The sequence below is a fragment of the Salinivibrio sp. IB868 genome, assembly GCF_001995655.1.
GTDB classification, from domain to species: Bacteria; Pseudomonadota; Gammaproteobacteria; order Enterobacterales; family Vibrionaceae; genus Salinivibrio; species Salinivibrio siamensis.
Map to the genome: position 1 here is coordinate 52,964 of NZ_MUEW01000003.1, position 16,300 is coordinate 69,263.

Consider the following 16,300-nt stretch of genomic DNA (forward strand, 5'->3'; position numbering starts at 1 on the left):
AAAACTCGATCTACGTGCTGCTAATGAGGCAAAAAAGAAACATATTTGACTGGATAATGACTTTAACGGACATCATTTGACGCGAAGTTGGCGTATGATGGATGCGTGCTCGATCCGGTCACTGGTTAAAAGTGTTAACAAATGCAACAGACTGAAACACAGACACATATTGATTACCTCGACATATTGCGTGTCCTCGCTGCCTTTTTCGTGGTGGCGATTCATGTACTGGGTCCGTATCGGTTTCAAATTGGTGATATTGCGCTGAGTGATTGGGTGGTCGCGGTAGGGCTAAACAGTGCAAGTCGCTGGGCGGTGCCGATTTTTATTATGATTTCGGGCTTACTGCTGCTCTCGTCGACGCGGCCTTTCCGCTTGCGCCATTTTATCCGTCGCCGCGTGGTTAAGGTGGTGGTGCCCTTTCTGGTGTGGTCGTTCGCGTTTGCGTGTCTGTCTGGACTGACGCCGGATGGTTTTTCGTGGCAGACCGTCACCCAAACATTGGGCGCGGCCCCTCAGCATGAAACTTATTATCACCTTGGCTTTTTCTACTATTACATCCCGTTGCTGCTGTGGGTGCCATTGCTACGCCCGTTAATGCCACGCTTACCGTCATGGTCAGTGGCTTTTATCGGATTAGCATGGATAAGCTTAACGGCTTGGTATTTAACCGGCGCGCATGGCTGGTGGCGGAATGATTTTATCCTCTATGGCGGCTACTTATGGTTAGGCTATTGGCTACACCAAGCGCCACGTGCGTTGTTACTGTGGTGGGCGCTGGGCTTACTGGCTTTGGGTATGACCGAGTATCACGTGTTAACCACCAGTGTTGCGCATCAGCGTTATATCACTGAGGGTTGGTTATCGTATACCACGATCAACACGGTGCTGATTAGTGCGGCACTTTTCCTTGCCGTCAAACATTGGCGAGCGAATAAAGCGACACCATCGTGGGTTGCAACCCTGAGTCGTTATAGCCTAGGGATCTACTTGATTCACCCAGTGTTCCTTTGGCCCGTCAGGGCTTACTGGCCCACTTTATCGCCCGCTATGGTTTGGATCCCCTTGCTGACGCTATATGCCTTTGCGGGGGCGGCGCTGACCACTGCTATATTGCAACGATATCGCGCCACCGCGTGGTTGGTGCCATAAATGATGACACTTTTGACGACAACGGCGGTCATAACTGATTGAATATAGGATGACAGGATCAGATCGCAATCATGAAGCCTGATGCCCCTAAATGGTATAAAAACCACCATACTCATAAAATGGGAGCTGGTAAGGAGAGAGACCATGGATGACGTCGCAGTCGTGATTAAGCACAGTAAGCGCCTAGAAGGCTTGCTGCGTGAGCACTATCACGCCGAAGGGAAGGGGCTCCATCAGCTCATCGACAGTAGCCAAAAACGCCTGCCGCATGATGTGATCAAAAAACTGCGCTTTGTCGCCACTATTCGTAACAAAGTCGTTCATGAAGAGGGTTACGAAGTGGACGATATACGTGAATTTATATCGGTGAGTAAGTATTGTGAGTCAGAATTAGTACCGCGAAGCAACCGATTGATTTGGCGGCTTGCCGCGGGGCTTATCCTGCTGTTTACCGCGGGGGCAATTGGTTTTTACGCGCAAGTGTGGCCGCAATGGAGTGGCTAGCTAACCACAAGAATCGGTTGTCACCCCACGGTTAACGTTACGATTTTTTTAAACTGGATCTTGTTCTCATCAAGGGACGCTGGACATCTCCGCCAGCCAGCCTAGACTTGGCGTCCTTGTCTTGAAAGGAATGATACTCATGTGGAGCTGGTTCGCTGTCTGTTGTTCTGGACTGCTGCATATCTCCGCAGCCTACCGGGGCCCGCGTTGGCAGTTTTATCTTTTTAAACCGCTGACTATTGTGATGCTCATGGCGATAGTGGGCACTCACATTAGCGTCTCTCATTATGCGCAATGGGTCTTCGTCGCGCTATTGCTCTCTGTGGTGGGCGATGTCTTTTTAATGCTCCCCAAAGACAGGTTTGTGCAGGGGTTAACCAGTTTTTTACTCGCACACCTGGTCTATATCTTCGCGTTTTGGGCGCAATTTGACGGCCATATGGTATGGTGGCTGCCCGCCATGTTGTCTGGCCTGGGCATTATCGTCTTTCTTTTACTGCTCCCAAACTTAGGGCAGCTCGCGCTGCCTGTGGCCGTGTATATTGCCGTGATCACCCAGATGGTATGGGCGGCCGGTGAATACTGGCTCAATACTCACTCCCCCGCGGCGGCACTCGCACTGGCCGGTGCTATCTGTTTTATGGTGTCAGATACCGTGCTGGCGTTTGCGCGTTTTAAGGGCGAATTTCGTGCGGCACAAGCGATGGTGATGTCGAGTTATTTTTTAGCGCAAGCACTGATCAGTGCCTCGGTGGTGATCGCCCAAGGAGGGTGAGATGGAAAAAGTCTATCAAGCGATGAACACCTTGGAGGCGCACAGCTTAAAAGGCCTGTTATCCAGCCATCGTATTGATTGTGTATTGAAAGGCGAAGCGCTGAGTGCGGCAGTGGGCGAGTTACCCACTGATGTGCAAGGCGTAACCTTATGGGTTGCCCCAGAAAATGTCGCTCAAGCAAGGCAATTACTGCAGGCGTATGAAGAGCAAAGCGAGACACACTGGGTATGCCAGCACTGTGGAGAAGAGAACGCCGGCAGTTTTGAACTATGCTGGCAATGCCAGCATAGTCGCGAATGACACTTACATCATATGCTTGCGGCGAATATCGAGCAGCGCAAAAATCCCAAAAATCAGGATTGACCATTTTTCCCAGCGCGTCATGGTAATTTTGTCGCCAAATGCTCCTAAGAAAATCAGCATTTGTAGCCCATGCATCACCAACAAAAAGCCGGTCATGATATAGAGCGCCATGGCGGCCACCCCTGGAAACGGGTGAACGATGTTGGCCAGTAAGACGATCCAAACAAAGGCGATGGCCGCTTTGGCGAGTAGAATTAGTCCTTTCATAGTGTGTCTCTTACGTTTGGTCGTTGAAATATAGACGGAAGTTGACTTGTCCTGCACGTTTTTCACGATGACAGTGCCAGTTTCCTGGGACGTGATAGTCATCCAGCTCACTTTCCGCTTCAACGTAAATACATGCCCCAGGTGCGAGCCATCCGTTGTTTGCGAGCGCAGCCAAGGTGTCGTTAAGCAACCCTTGATGAAACGGGGGATCGACAAAGACCACATCGAACGGGCTGTTTTGCGGTGGCGCGGCGAGTAGAGTCAGTGCATCTGTGCTATCTACTTGCGCATTCTCTGCGCCAAGCTGATCGAGGTTATCTCGAAGTTGTTTGGCCGCTACGGGGTTTTTTTCGCAAAACTGCGTCCAAGTCGCGCCGCGAGAGAGCGCTTCAAAGCCCAGTCCACCACTGCCCGCAAACACATCCAAGCAGCGCGCTCCCGGAAGATGGGGCGCCAGCCAATTAAATACGGTTTCTTTCACCCGGTCGGTAGTGGGGCGTAACCCCTGTGCGTCTTGCACGACAAGCTTACGGCCACGCCAGCGGCCAGCAATGATACGAACAGCTCCAGCCCCACGGGAAGCGTGAGCTGATGAAGATTTGCGGTTGGCGCGTTTAACCATAGATTTTTTGACCGTAAAGAAGGTGATAGACTATGCCGATTCGGTATTGAGCCGCTGATTGTATCAAGCATGCTTTAGGATTTGCCAATGGCAGAAAAAAAGAAACGTGGATTTATGTCATGGTTGGGTCTGGGTCGGAAAAAAGACCAGACACAGCCTGAACCAGAACAAGCGTCACCAACGACTGCGCCAGACGTGGCGGAAGAGACGGCAGAGTCAACCACATCGGTAGAAACATCGATTGATGAGGCGAACTCGCAACAACCGCAAGAAACCCTTGCATCTGATAGCGAAAGCGAAGTCAATACCGTGCCAGAGCCAGAGCCAGAGCCAGAGCCAGAGCCAGAGCCAGAGCCAGAGCCAGAGCCAGAGCCAGAGCCAGAGCCAGAGCCAGAGCCAGAGCCAGAGCCACAATCTGCTGCGGTTCGCGAGCGTGAAAGACCGCAACGTGAAGGCTTTTTTGCCCGCCTAAAGCGTGGCCTGCAAAAAACCAAAACCAACTTAGGTTCTGGATTTTTTGGCCTGTTTAGCGGTAAGAAAATCGATGATGACTTATTCGAGGAGCTCGAAGAGCAGCTGCTTATCTCCGATGTGGGGATGGAAGCGACCACTAAAATCATCGATAACCTGACCGATAAAGCCAGTCGCCGCGAGCTAAAAGATGGCGAAGCCTTGTATGGCATTCTTAAACAAGAAATGGCGCAGATGTTGGAAAAGGTCGAGCAACCGTTGGTGCTGACTGACCAAAAGCCTTACGTGATCTTAATGGTCGGGGTCAATGGAGTGGGCAAGACGACCACCATCGGCAAACTAGCACGCCAGTTCCAAGATCAAGGTAAATCTGTGATGCTGGCTGCCGGTGATACCTTCCGTGCGGCCGCGGTGGAACAGCTGCAAGCTTGGGGCGAACGCAATCAGGTGCCCGTGGTCGCGCAACACACGGGTGCAGACAGTGCTTCTGTGCTGTATGACGCGATTGAAGCGGCCAAAGCGCGTAACGTCGATGTGGTGATTGCGGATACCGCCGGGCGCTTGCAGAACAAAGCCAACTTGATGGAAGAGCTGCGCAAGATTGTGCGCGTGATGCAAAAGCTGGATGTGGGTGCCCCACATGAAGTGATGCTGACCCTGGATGCCGGTACCGGACAAAACGCCATCAGCCAAGCGAAATTGTTCAATGAAATTGCACCGATAACGGGGATTACGCTGACAAAATTAGACGGCACTGCCAAAGGCGGAGTGATTTTTGCTGTGGCAGAACAATTTAATATTCCGATTCGCTATATTGGTGTCGGTGAAGGCATTGAAGATTTACGCACCTTTAACGCCAACGACTTTATCGAGGCGCTCTTTAGCCGGGAGGAATAACCGTGATTCAGTTTCAGCAGGTAAGTAAAGCCTATCGGGGCGGTCGTCAGGCGCTACAAAAAGTCAGCTTTGAGCTTCCCAAAGGGGATATGGCGTTGTTAACCGGCCATTCTGGCGCTGGGAAAAGTACGCTGCTGAAACTGATCTGCGCCATTGAACGTCCCAGTGATGGGCAGATTTACTTCAATGGCCATGATATTTCCCGCATTCCGCGCCAAGACATTCCGTTTCTACGGCGCCATTTAGGGATTATTTTTCAGGATCATAACCTGCTGATGGACGCGACTGTCTACGAGAATGTGGCGTTACCGCTGCGAATTGAGCAGCAGCCAGAGGGTGAAATCAAAAAACGCGTGTCTGCGGCGTTAGATAAAGTGGGGTTGTTGGATAAAGCGCGTTGTTTCCCGATTCAGCTATCAGGGGGCGAACAGCAGCGCGTTGGGATTGCCCGGGCGGTGGTCAATCGCCCGCAAGTCCTGTTGGCGGACGAGCCAACGGGGAATCTCGATGCCGCTTTGTCAGCGCAGATTATGGAGCTGTTTCGCCTGTTCAACCAAGTGGGCGTGACCATTCTTATGGCGACCCATGACACCAGCTTGCTTGAGCAGTACCGCCACCTTAGGCGGTTTGATCTCCAGCAAGGCAGTTTGGCGGAGGTCAGTCATGGCTGAATCTTTTATGCAGACGCAAAAGCGTCATGCCTCCACTGCTTGGCGGGATCTGTTTCAACGCCCGATGGGGAATCTACTCACCTTGATGGTGTTAGCGGTTGCACTTTCCTTACCCGCGACCTTCTACTTATTGGCCAAGAATGTGGTAGCAGTGAGCGCGCAGTGGCATAGCCCAGCAGAGCTCAATGTGTTCTTAACGCCGGATCAATCGTCGCAGCAAGGTGAAGCACTGGCTAAGCAGCTGAGGGAGTGGCCCGCCATTGATAGCATTGAATACATCTCGCCCGACCAAGGTATGGCGTCGCTAAAACAGCAGCGAGGCTTTAATCAAGCGGTGAGCTTGTTAGATAATAATCCACTGCCTGCTGTGTTGGTGGTGGTGCCTGACGTGACCCCCGCAGATGGAGAAGGCGCCATCTCTTTGACCGCGCGTGTGGAAGCCTTGTCCGACAAGCTTTCGGCACTGGCTGAAGTCGAGGAAGTGCGGTTAGATACTGATTGGCTGGCACGTTTGGACGCGATCAAAACACTGGCCATTACACTTGCTTGGCTTTTTTCCGGGTTGATGTTGGCAGCTGTCGTGCTACTTGTGGGGAATACCTTGCGGTTGCAGGTACTCCATCATCGTGCACGGATCCAAGTGATGAAAATGGTAGGAGCCACCGACCGTTTTATCTTACGGCCTTATCTTTATATGGGCGCATGGTTGGGCGGACTGGCGGCGATCGTCGCGTGGTTACTCACCGGATTAAACACCTGGTTGATGGATGGGGCGGTGCGGCAATTTGCACAGCTTTATGACAGTCCCTTTACCCTTAGCGGACTCAATTGGGATGAATCTTTGCTATTGTTAATGGGCTCAATCCTACTAGGAGTGTTGGCGGCGTTGCTGGCGACGCGCCGACATTTAAAAGAAATTGAACCTGTGTAGGGTTAATACGGTCATAGACTCACAACAGACAGATAAAGGCTTGCAGTTTGCCCCTGCTTGGGTATATTTTTGCATGCTTAATCAGCAATTCGGTCTTCGACGATTCGGAAACGAGGTTTGAATGACAAAAGAGATGAACGCATTGGCACCGATTGTTCAAGATAACATCGACGGTTATCTGCAAGCGGTAAACAGCCACCCTATGCTCAGCGCTGAAGAGGAGCATTCGCTGGCCGAGCGTCTCCATTATCATGGTGATTTGGAGGCGGCGAAGTCGCTGATCCTATCTCACTTGCGTTTTGTTGTTCATATCGCCCGTGGATACACCGGATACGGTCTCCCGATGGCAGACTTGGTACAAGAAGGCAACATTGGTTTGATGAAGGCGGTGAAGCGCTTCAACCCAGAAGTTGGCGTGCGCCTCGTGTCCTTTGCTGTCCATTGGATCAAAGCTGAAATTCACGAGTACGTATTGCGTAACTGGCGTATCGTTAAAGTGGCAACCACCAAAGCGCAGCGTAAGCTTTTCTTTAACTTGCGTAAAAACAAAAAGCGCTTGGGTTGGTTTAATAACGACGAAGTGAATATGGTCGCAGAGCAACTCGGCGTGGAAGCGTCTGAGGTGCGCGAAATGGAAGCTCGGTTGGCCGCACAGGATGCGACCTTTGAAGCGCCGGCGAATGCCGACGATGAGCGCGAAAGCGGTCCAATGGCCCCTGTCTATTATCTGGAGGACAAAACCTCAGATATTGCCGCGTCGCTAGAGGCGGAAAACTGGGAGTCGCACGCAAACCGCCGATTGGCCAGTGCACTATCCGCATTGGATGAGCGCAGCCAACATATTGTCCGTTCTCGTTGGTTAGACGACAACAAAGCCACGCTGCAAGATCTCGCGGATCATTATCAAGTGTCGGCGGAGCGGATCCGTCAGCTAGAGAAGAACGCGATGAAAAAGCTTAAACAAGCAATGGGTGATGCGCTGTAAGATCGTCTTCGATCAAAGCTGAACCGGCCATGAGGCCGGTTTTTTTATGCCTGTTGCCAGGGAAAAAGAAAAGTGTTGAAGAGGTTATTCACAGCTTATCCTGGATCCTTACTACATATAGTGGATCCGGTATAACGATCATCGCTTATCAACGCAATCCACACCTTTTTCCACAGTCGACTAAAAAACGAACACTGTTGGCGGGGGAAGCAGACGTGTGAGATCAAACTCAGGTACAATGCGGACTTGTTTCGAGGAGCACGTTATCCTCGTGTGACGTCAGCTGGGAATAACTTTGTGAGTGAAGGGGTAAAAGGTATGGATCAGTTTGCACACATCTCTGTGACCGATGCGTGGGAAATGCTGCGTGATGATCAGCAAAATGCAGTATTAGTGGATATTCGCGATCCACAAACGTTTCAGGTTGCGCACCCTCAAGATGCGTATCACCTAACGAACGATACCTTGGTGGCGTTTATGGATCAGGTTGACTTTGATCAGCCGGTGCTGGTGATGTGTTATCACGGGATCAGCAGCCAAGGCGCGGCGCAGTACTTGATCAATCAAGGCTTCGATGCGGTATATAGTGTCGATGGCGGGTTTGAAGCCTGGCAACGTCAAGCCCTTCCCACCGCGTCGGGTATCGATCTTAAATAGGAGCCTCAATAGGACAGCTCATGCAAAAAATCGCGGTACTGCCAAATGCGCGCTTGGCTCAGGCATTTGTCGATTATGCGGCAGCGCATCACGTCACTCTTGAACTCGCCCCTGAGCCGGAAACGCAGGTGGCGATTTGGTTGGTGAACGACAACGATAAAGCCTGGGTGGATAGCGAGCTGGAGCGGTTTATCGCTGACCCCATGCATAGCCGTTATCAAGCGGCGTCTTGGCAGGTGGCAGAAACCCGCCATGCCCGTTTTCACTACCCCTCCTCAGGGTTATGGCAAACGGTCAAAGATAAGTCTGGTCCAGTGACCTTGGCGGTGATGTGCGCCAGTGTGGTGTTGTTTGCGTTGATGACGCTGGGCGGGTTTGAGGTTGTCGTACGCAGCTTACTGTTTCCGGCTGATAGTGGTCAGCGCTGGCAGCTGTGGCGTCTATTCAGCCATGCGCTCCTGCATTTTTCCGCTTTGCATATTATCTTCAACTTACTCTGGTGGTGGGTGCTTGGTGGTCGCATCGAGCGCCTCGGCAGTAGCAGTAAGCTGGTTCAAATCTTTTTATTTGCCGCGCTTTTCTCGGGACTCGGTCAGTATTGGTTGGAAGGGCCTTACTTTGGTGGTCTCTCGGGCGTGGTTTACGCGCTGTTAGGCTATTTATGGTGGATGACTTGGCTGGCGCCATCGCGTGGCCTCACGGTCGAAAAGCCATATGTTGTCTTTATGCTGGCGTGGTTGGTGATTGGCTTTTTCCAGCCGATGGGCATGAACATCGCCAATATGGCGCACTTATTTGGTCTGATCATTGGCTGTTTGCTCGCTCTGTGGGACGCGAAACGCCATTCTTAGCGGATCGGTACTTCTGTCTACATCGCATTATCTCTATCGCGTAAAGAAAAAAGAGCAGGTAACTGCTCTTTTTTTGTTCGTAAGCGCAATTTTATTGCGTCAGATCTATGTTTTTATGTTCGCTTTCACGGTTTTTGTTTTCAATTTGAGTAATTATTCTACCCGTTGAGCGGATACGAAAATTTATTGCTCACTTCTTTGATTTTTATCCTTTTATAAATCCATCGCGTACATCTTACTGAGGACCCTCTCATGTTTGGAATCTTCCGTCCGGCTGCTCACCGGCAAAGATTGCCCCAAGCGCAGATCGGTGACACCTACACTCGACTGCGCTGGCAACTGTTTATCGGGATTTTTATCGGCTATGCCGGCTACTATCTCGTGCGTAAAAACTTTAGCTTGGCCATGCCGTATTTGATTGATGAATATGGCTTTAGTCGTGGTGATTTGGGGGTAGCGCTCGCCGCTGTGTCCATCGCTTACGGCTTATCAAAATTCTTAATGGGCAGTGTCTCTGACCGCTCAAACCCACGTTATTTCCTAAGTGCTGGGCTGTTAATGTCATCGTTGGTGATGTTCAGCTTTGGTTTCCTTCCTTGGACAACCAGCAGCATTACCATCATGTTTATCCTGCTGTTTATCAATGGTTGGGTACAAGGTATGGGCTGGCCTGCCTGTGGGCGCACCATGGTGCACTGGTGGTCACGGAAAGAGCGTGGTGAGCTGGTGTCGGTTTGGAACGTGGCGCATAACGTCGGGGGTGGCTTAATTGGGCCGCTATTCTTGCTCGGCTTGTGGCTGTTTAATGATGACTGGCGTGCGTCTTTTTATGTACCTGCATTTTTTGCCGCATTGGTCGCGGTGTTTATCTGGTTAACGCTACGTGACACCCCACAATCGTGTGGCTTGCCACCGATTGAGGAGTATAAAGACGATTATCCAGAGAACTATGACGAGGAAGCGTTTGAAAAAGAGATGACCGCCAAAGATATCTTCGTCACCTACGTGATGAAGAACCGTTTGCTGTGGTATATCGCGATTGCCAATGCCTTTGTCTATTTGATTCGCTATGGCGTACTCGATTGGGCACCGGTTTATCTTGATGAAGCGAAAGGCTTTACCGTGGATAAATCCTCTTGGGCCTACTTCCTCTATGAATGGGCGGGGATCCCAGGCACCTTATTATGTGGCTGGATGTCTGATAAATTCTTCAAAGGGGCGCGAGCACCTGCCGGTGTGTTGTTTATGGTGCTGGTGACCGTGGCAGTGTTGGTGTACTGGTTTAACCCAGCCGGCAACCCGGGCATCGATATGGTAGCGTTGGTGGCGATTGGTTTCTTGATTTACGGCCCGGTGATGCTGATTGGCCTGTATGCATTGGAGCTGGCACCGAAAAAAGCGGCGGGCACCGCGGCCGGCCTGACCGGTTTATTCGGCTATCTGGGTGGCGCGGTTGTCGCGAACATCGCGCTTGGCTATACCGTCGACCACTTTGGTTGGGATGGTGGCTTTATGCTGCTCACCGGCGGGTGTGGGTTGGCTATCTTCTTCCTGTGTTTGGCATGGGTCGGGGAGCATCGTGTGCGTCGTGACACAGCTGTGCACGCTGTCTAAGTGATCTGTCTTGGCATCGCCTAGTGGCTATGCGTAAACTAGGAAGCCCTCGTGATCGCGGGGGCTTTTTTTGTAAGGGGAGAAGCAGTGAAGCAAAACAAACGTCATCAGCAAATCATTGATCTGGTTAAGTCACAAGGATACGTGAGCACGGAAGACTTGGTTGAGCGCTTCAATGTCAGCCCGCAAACGATTCGACGCGATCTCAATGAATTGGCGGCAGAGAACCACATTCGTCGTCATCATGGTGGCGCGACGGTGCCGTCCAGCTCAGAAAATACCGCGTATGCGACCCGTAAGGTGCTTCAGCAGCAAGAAAAAGACACCATCGCACAGGCCTTGGTCAAACATATTCCTGATGGGGCGACCTTGTTTATCGATATTGGTACCACACCTGAAGCGGTGGCACGTGCGCTACTAGACCATCATAACCTGCGCGTGGTGACCAACAACTTGAATGCGGCCGCGATCTTAATGCCAAAGCAGGACTTTACGGTGATTATTGCGGGCGGCGAGGTACGGAATCGCGATGGGGGGATTGTCGGTGAGGCAACGCTCGACTTTGTCTCTCAGTTTCGGCTCGACTTTGGCATTCTTGGCATCAGTGGTATTGATGATGATGGCTCATTACTCGACTTTGACTACCATGAAGTGCGCGTCAAAAAAGCCATTCTTGATAACAGTCGTTGTGTGATGCTGGCAGCAGACCATACCAAGTTTGGCCGCAATGCCATGGTGAATTTGGGCAATATCACCCAGCTGGATATGGTCTTTACTGACGCAACGCCACCAGCTCAGATCCGTGACATGCTGAGCGCACAGGGAAGCCACCTTGAGGTGATTAGCCACCCTGAGCCCGTCGCTAACGTCACGGCTGAGTGATTATTGATATAAGTATTTTGTGAATAACAGGTCGGTGAGCATGCGGCGATTGGTTTCGGCGAGTAGGTGCTCGTTGACTTTCTCTAAACAGGTTTTGCGAATCGTTTCTCGGCCAGACAACGACTTTATCTGGGTGGCGGTTTGCTGGTTTAGGGTTTCAATAATCACATCGCGGATCAGGGGAGAGTGATACTCCAGCTCACTGACGAGTTTGGGGTTATCGACCATCAACTCGACTTTCACCTTGATAAAACCTAATCGACGACCTTCGGTGACATAGTTGGTGGTAATCTCAGGCTCTAAGGAAAAGTAACTGTATTTGGGGTTACCCTCACCCTCTTCTTGTGCATGGACGGCGGCACTAAGCCAGAACAACACGCTCAGTACGACCATTAATAGGGGTTGTTTTTTACTCATAGTGACCCAGTTATTCCGTTCATGGTGTGACAGGGATAGGCTGAGCGCATTCTCCAAACGCAACCAGCCTGATACAATTACCAGCCGAGTATAGCAACATTGTCCCCCCCTTAGCGGTAAGGACAGGCGAATTTTGCGCGATGTGGCACAGGAAACAATGTCGGAATTAAATCATACCTATTTAGAAGCGCTGCAAACGGCACGCTGGGAGCGACCAGATATTGCGGCGCTAAAGCGCACCGCAGAAGGCAGTTGGTTACTCGAATCACATTCGATGACAGCAAGGTTGAAGCAGCACTGTCATGACTTTGACGTGGATGTGATTGCCGTTTATCAATTAACCCCAGACAAACTGACTGACAGCGAAGTTGCGCTGATTGGCCAAGAGGCTTGTGTGGTGCGTGAAGTGGTATTAAAAGGCGATGGACTTCCTTGGTTGTGCGCGCGTACTTTGATGCCGGCCTCCACCTTAGAAGGACAAGGGGGACACTTGCATGCCTTGGGAACAGAGCCATTAGGCCAACATGTCTTTAAGCAGCGCGCCTCACGGCGAGATGCGATTGAAACTGCTAATGTGGCGTGCTTGTCTCATCAGTTGCATGCGCGTCGCTCTCGGCTTTGGCTCCACAATCGCCCCATGCTAGTGGCGGAATTATTTCTGCCTAGCTCACCTGTGTATGGAAAGGAGATCCCTGCATGAGCGCAAAACTGGCCGCCTTCGGACAGCTGGCCCGTCTAGACCGGCCCATAGGCACGCTATTGCTGTTATGGCCAACCTTATGGGCCTTGTTTCTCGCTGCCGATGGCATGCCGTCACTGTTAACCCTGGTGGTCTTTGTCCTCGGGGTATATATGATGCGTGCCGCCGGGTGTGTCATTAACGACTATGCGGATCGCCATTTCGATGGCCATGTTAAGCGCACCAAAGATAGGCCCTTACCGGCCGGACGGATCAGCGAAAAAGAAGCGCTCGGCTTTTTTATTATGTTGGTATTCGGTGCGTTTTTGCTGGTGCTCACCCAAAATCGTTTGACCATTCAGCTTTCTTTTGTCGGCGTCGCGCTGGCGTTTATTTATCCTTTTATGAAGCGCTACACCCATCTGCCTCAGTTAGTATTAGGGCTGGCGTTTAGCTGGGCGATCCCCATGGCGTTTGCGGCGGCGCAAAATGCGCTGCCACCAGTGGTTTGGTTGCTGTTTTTCGCCAATATTTGTTGGACCATCGCTTACGACACCTTGTATGCCATGGTCGACAGAGACGATGACGTGAAAATTGGTATCAAATCGACGGCGATTCTATTTGGCCGCTGGGATAAAGCGACGGTGGGTGGCTTACAATTATTAACCCTCGGGCTGCTGATGCTCGCCGGGCAGTGGTTAGCGCTGTCGCCAGCCTATCAGTGGAGCTTATTGGCCGCCTTTGCATTGTTTGTCTATCAGCAATACCTCGCCAGAGAGCGCGAGCGGATGGCGTGCTTTAAAGCCTTTTTGAACAATAACTATGTCGGCCTAGTGATTTTTATTGGTGTATTGTTGGGTGTATACGGGTAGCCGAGTTTGGATAAAGAAAGAGAAGGCGCTTCGTGGTGAAGCGCCTTTTTTTTGTCAGGAGGGCTGTATGAGTGGGCCGTTTCGCTTAGCGTTTGTCCGCCTTATTCGTGCCTAATGGCTGATTAAGCACTGCTTGAATGGTCAATTGCACCTCGGGGGAAATCAACTCACATACCAGATCGTTGAGCGCGGCGATACGCTCTGCATTGGCCTTGGCATCATCGTCCAAATAGCCTTGCTCGCGCAAGGTGTCGACAAAAATGGAGAACACTCGCTTGTCAAAGAACTCAGGGGCGTTGATCCCATGCAAACGGCTGAGTCGCTGCGCCAGCATCTGGCTGTGTTTTTCCAAATCACGCTTATCAATATGCGGCTGGTGGCTGAATAAGGTAAGCGTAATCGCGTAGCGCTGTAGCGTTTCGGCAATGGTGCGGCCGAGTAATTGCAGCTCACCGAGCTTGGCATTATTCATGGTCACTTTGCCATCGTCACAGCACAGCAGCGACTGGTCGTGCATTGCGTGCAGTAAGGCTTCGAAGTAGCTTTCAAGGCCGGCTTGGTCAAAGCTCATAAAGAGTTCCGCTTTAAGCAAGGGGTACAATTGCTGCACGCAGGCGCGCAAGCCGGATCGGCTAATCGATTTGTGGGTCACCAATATTTGCGCGATCAGCGACGGCAGCGCCACCAGATGAATGACATTGTTGCGATAGTAGGTCATCAAGATCGCTTGCTGGCGATCCAGAGAAATGACTTCACCCATGGTGTCTTTTTCGACCACCAATTTGTTGAGTGATAACGCGTGATCGACCAGATCCGCCGGTGAATCTTGAGGCACACTGCTGCTCGCCGAGTAGGGAGCCTGTGTCAGCAGGGCTTGATACACCCCTAACTGGGCCTCGAGCGCTTCACGGCTTAAGGCACGCTGACGTGAGGCCAGCAACGCGGTGGCGCACAAGTTGAGAGCATTGGTCGCGGCGGCATCGTTGATATGGGTCATTACCTTGGTCGCCAAATCACTGACGACCGGATTCATCCACGCCGGTTTTTGCGGCTCCATCGGGTTAATGTAATCGTGCCAGTCAGGCACCTGCTCATTAAGGTGTTGGTTGAGCGCAATGGGTTCACCAAAGTTCACGTAACCCAAGCCGTAGTTACGCAGCTTACGCACGATCCCTAATACTTGGCCGACGCTTTCTTTCTCTTTGCGCTGGCCTTGGAGCTCTTTGGCGTAAGTGTTGACCTCCATCACGTGCTCATAGCCGATATAGACAGGCACCAAGGTGATAGGGCGTTGTTGGCCGCGAAGCATCGCCTGTAGGGTCATGGCGAGCATCCCGGTTTTCGCTGGCAGTAGGCGGCCTGTACGAGAACGGCCGCCTTCGGCAAAGTACTCGACCGAGTAACCACGGGCAAACAGTTCTGCGAGATACTCACGGAATACGGTGGAATACAGGCGATTGCCTTTAAAGCTGCGGCGAATAAAGAAGGCACCACCACGGCGGAATAAGGGGCCGGCCGGGAAGAAGTTGAGGTTCACACCGGCGGCGATATGCGGTGGCACCAAGCCCTCTTTGTATAACACGTATGAAAGTAGCAGGTAATCCATGTGCGAGCGATGGCAGGGCACGTAGACAATCTCGTGGCCATCTTGCGCGAGTTGACGCACACGCTCGGCGTTGTTGACATGAATGCCTTGATAGAGCTTGTTCCACAGCCAAGTAAGAATGCGGTCACTGTAACGGATCAAGCGATAGGAAAAGTTGGCGGCGATCTCCTCCATCATATCGACCGCTTCTTTGCGCACTTTGTCTACTGACACATCGCGCGTTTGCGCTTCATCGTGCACCACCTTGTCGATGGCTTTCGACGCAAGCAGCCGCTTAAACAGTAAGCCACGGTTGGGCAAGCGTGGTCCTGAAGCGGCGAGCTTTTGGCGTGAGAAATGGATCATCGCCACGCGCGCCAGTTTATGGGCGATAGCCTGGTCGGTGCCGTGCTTATCGGCCATGTAGCGTAGCGATACCGCTTGGCTAAGTCGCACCATGCCATCGCGGCCACGGGTGAGGATGGTCCACAGCTTTTCTGGTCCATTCATCGCCCGCAGAATCGCTTGGTGACGCTGGGTCTCATTGCCCGGATCGCGCTGCCATAGCACGGAAGCTGGGACGAGCTGGATATCTAACTCGCTATCTTGGCGGTGTAAGTGAAGTAAGTCTTTAAAATGCGCGAGCGAGCGCGCAGGCAGATCGTCATCCCCAGAAAATACCTTGCGTCCGTGGCTAATAAACACGTAGCGCGGCAAAGTGACATCGCCAATGGTCAAGGGCGTTAACGGATCGGGCAACCCCTGGCGTAAGCAGGTGCGCCGTAAGGTTAATAAATCGGTGTGAGACTGAAACGGCAACACATACACAATAGGGCGTGCGAGTGACAGATTAAGCTGTTCGACCGGTTCAGAGGGAATACATTGGGTGTTTACCCAGGCAGAAAGCGGCAAATTCAATAGCTTGTAATAAATCTTTTGCCAGAGAGCCATGATTGTCAGTGCCTCAAATTCAAAATGCGCGCCAAGGATAGCAGAAAAGTGCCGCGAACTTGCAAACAAAGGTCGAGATTTGCCATTAGCCTGCGCGTAATCGACGATATTCGCGATAATGAGATCGGCTTCTCGTGGCGTTAATTAGTGCTTTTCAAGCTGCATTTTACTGGATATACTCACAGTTAACTGTATAAAAAGACAGGTAAGAGC

18 protein-coding genes are annotated in these 16,300 nt (G+C 51.7%); 14 read left to right on the forward strand and 4 right to left on the reverse strand.

Annotated features, from left to right (window positions below):
* Positions 1-141: 141 nt before the first annotated feature.
* The 4 genes from BZG20_RS03750 to BZG20_RS03765 all read left to right on the forward strand — a co-directional run bounded on the left by BZG20_RS03750 (position 142) and on the right by BZG20_RS03765 (position 2,732).
* A complete protein-coding gene (locus BZG20_RS03750) occupies positions 142-1,152 on the forward strand; it encodes an acyltransferase family protein (protein ID WP_046074565.1) in 1,011 nt (336 codons plus the stop codon).
* 144 nt (positions 1,153-1,296) lie between these two features.
* Positions 1,297-1,656, forward strand: coding sequence for a DUF4145 domain-containing protein (locus BZG20_RS03755; protein WP_046074564.1), 360 nt, complete (start codon positions 1,297-1,299; stop codon positions 1,654-1,656).
* A 139-nt stretch (positions 1,657-1,795) separates the two neighbouring features.
* A complete protein-coding gene (locus BZG20_RS03760; protein WP_046074563.1) occupies positions 1,796-2,431 on the forward strand; it encodes a lysoplasmalogenase in 636 nt (211 codons plus the stop codon).
* Between the two features lies 1 nt (position 2,432).
* Complete coding sequence (locus BZG20_RS03765) at positions 2,433-2,732, forward strand: DUF2007 domain-containing protein (RefSeq protein ID WP_046074562.1); 300 nt, start codon at positions 2,433-2,435, stop codon at positions 2,730-2,732.
* A 3-nt stretch (positions 2,733-2,735) separates the two neighbouring features.
* On the opposite strand, the gene BZG20_RS03770 is transcribed toward BZG20_RS03765, so the two are convergent.
* Together BZG20_RS03770 and rsmD are read right to left on the reverse strand one after the other, a co-directional pair.
* The gene (locus BZG20_RS03770) at positions 2,736-3,002 is read right to left on the reverse strand and encodes a DUF1145 domain-containing protein (RefSeq protein ID WP_046074561.1); all 267 of its coding nucleotides are present in this window, start codon (positions 3,000-3,002) and stop codon (positions 2,736-2,738) included.
* 10 nt (positions 3,003-3,012) lie between these two features.
* Positions 3,013-3,624, reverse strand: a complete 612-nt coding sequence (gene rsmD / locus BZG20_RS03775) for a 16S rRNA (guanine(966)-N(2))-methyltransferase RsmD (RefSeq protein ID WP_046074560.1) — start codon at positions 3,622-3,624, stop codon at positions 3,013-3,015.
* Positions 3,625-3,711: 87 nt separating this feature from the next.
* Between rsmD and ftsY the strand changes: the two genes are divergently transcribed.
* From ftsY to BZG20_RS03815, 8 genes are all read left to right on the forward strand, one after another.
* Entirely contained in the window at positions 3,712-4,992 is a 1,281-nt protein-coding gene (gene ftsY / locus BZG20_RS03780) for a signal recognition particle-docking protein FtsY (RefSeq protein WP_077578178.1), read from the forward strand.
* Positions 4,993-4,994: 2 nt separating this feature from the next.
* Positions 4,995-5,663 carry a cell division ATP-binding protein FtsE gene (gene ftsE / locus BZG20_RS03785; RefSeq protein WP_046074629.1) on the forward strand — a complete coding sequence of 223 codons (669 nt, stop codon included), beginning with the start codon at positions 4,995-4,997 and terminating at the stop codon, positions 5,661-5,663.
* The gene (gene ftsX, locus BZG20_RS03790) at positions 5,656-6,594 is read left to right on the forward strand and encodes a permease-like cell division protein FtsX (protein WP_046074630.1); all 939 of its coding nucleotides are present in this window, start codon (positions 5,656-5,658) and stop codon (positions 6,592-6,594) included. Before ftsE ends, ftsX begins: the two co-directional genes overlap by 8 nt.
* A gap of 121 nt (positions 6,595-6,715) precedes the next feature.
* Complete coding sequence (rpoH, locus tag BZG20_RS03795) at positions 6,716-7,579, forward strand: RNA polymerase sigma factor RpoH (RefSeq protein WP_046074631.1); 864 nt, start codon at positions 6,716-6,718, stop codon at positions 7,577-7,579.
* A gap of 318 nt (positions 7,580-7,897) precedes the next feature.
* Positions 7,898-8,236: a thiosulfate sulfurtransferase GlpE gene (gene glpE / locus BZG20_RS03800; protein ID WP_046074632.1), complete on the forward strand. Its 339-nt coding sequence runs from the start codon at positions 7,898-7,900 to the stop codon at positions 8,234-8,236.
* A 20-nt stretch (positions 8,237-8,256) separates the two neighbouring features.
* Positions 8,257-9,087, forward strand: coding sequence for a rhomboid family intramembrane serine protease GlpG (gene glpG / locus BZG20_RS03805; RefSeq protein ID WP_046074633.1), 831 nt, complete (start codon positions 8,257-8,259; stop codon positions 9,085-9,087).
* A 252-nt stretch (positions 9,088-9,339) separates the two neighbouring features.
* The gene (gene glpT / locus BZG20_RS03810; RefSeq protein WP_046074634.1) at positions 9,340-10,701 is read left to right on the forward strand and encodes a glycerol-3-phosphate transporter; all 1,362 of its coding nucleotides are present in this window, start codon (positions 9,340-9,342) and stop codon (positions 10,699-10,701) included.
* Positions 10,702-10,788: 87 nt separating this feature from the next.
* Complete coding sequence (locus BZG20_RS03815; RefSeq protein WP_046074811.1) at positions 10,789-11,583, forward strand: DeoR/GlpR family transcriptional regulator; 795 nt, start codon at positions 10,789-10,791, stop codon at positions 11,581-11,583.
* Here the strand turns inward: BZG20_RS03815 and BZG20_RS03820 are convergent, their stop codons facing one another.
* Positions 11,584-12,000 carry a flagellar basal body-associated protein FliL gene (locus tag BZG20_RS03820; RefSeq protein WP_046074635.1) on the reverse strand — a complete coding sequence of 139 codons (417 nt, stop codon included), beginning with the start codon at positions 11,998-12,000 and terminating at the stop codon, positions 11,584-11,586.
* Positions 12,001-12,157: 157 nt separating this feature from the next.
* Here BZG20_RS03820 and BZG20_RS03825 point away from each other — a divergent pair, with 157 nt between their 5' ends.
* Positions 12,158-12,700: a chorismate lyase gene (locus BZG20_RS03825; protein ID WP_046074636.1), complete on the forward strand. Its 543-nt coding sequence runs from the start codon at positions 12,158-12,160 to the stop codon at positions 12,698-12,700.
* On the forward strand, positions 12,697-13,551 hold the full coding sequence (gene ubiA / locus BZG20_RS03830) for a 4-hydroxybenzoate octaprenyltransferase (protein WP_046074637.1): 855 nt from the start codon (positions 12,697-12,699) through the stop codon (positions 13,549-13,551). The genes BZG20_RS03825 and ubiA overlap by 4 nt, the downstream gene beginning before the upstream one ends.
* A gap of 85 nt (positions 13,552-13,636) precedes the next feature.
* Here the strand turns inward: ubiA and plsB are convergent, their stop codons facing one another.
* A complete protein-coding gene (gene plsB / locus BZG20_RS03835) occupies positions 13,637-16,087 on the reverse strand; it encodes a glycerol-3-phosphate 1-O-acyltransferase PlsB (protein WP_046074638.1) in 2,451 nt (816 codons plus the stop codon).
* Positions 16,088-16,300: the final 213 nt, after the last annotated feature.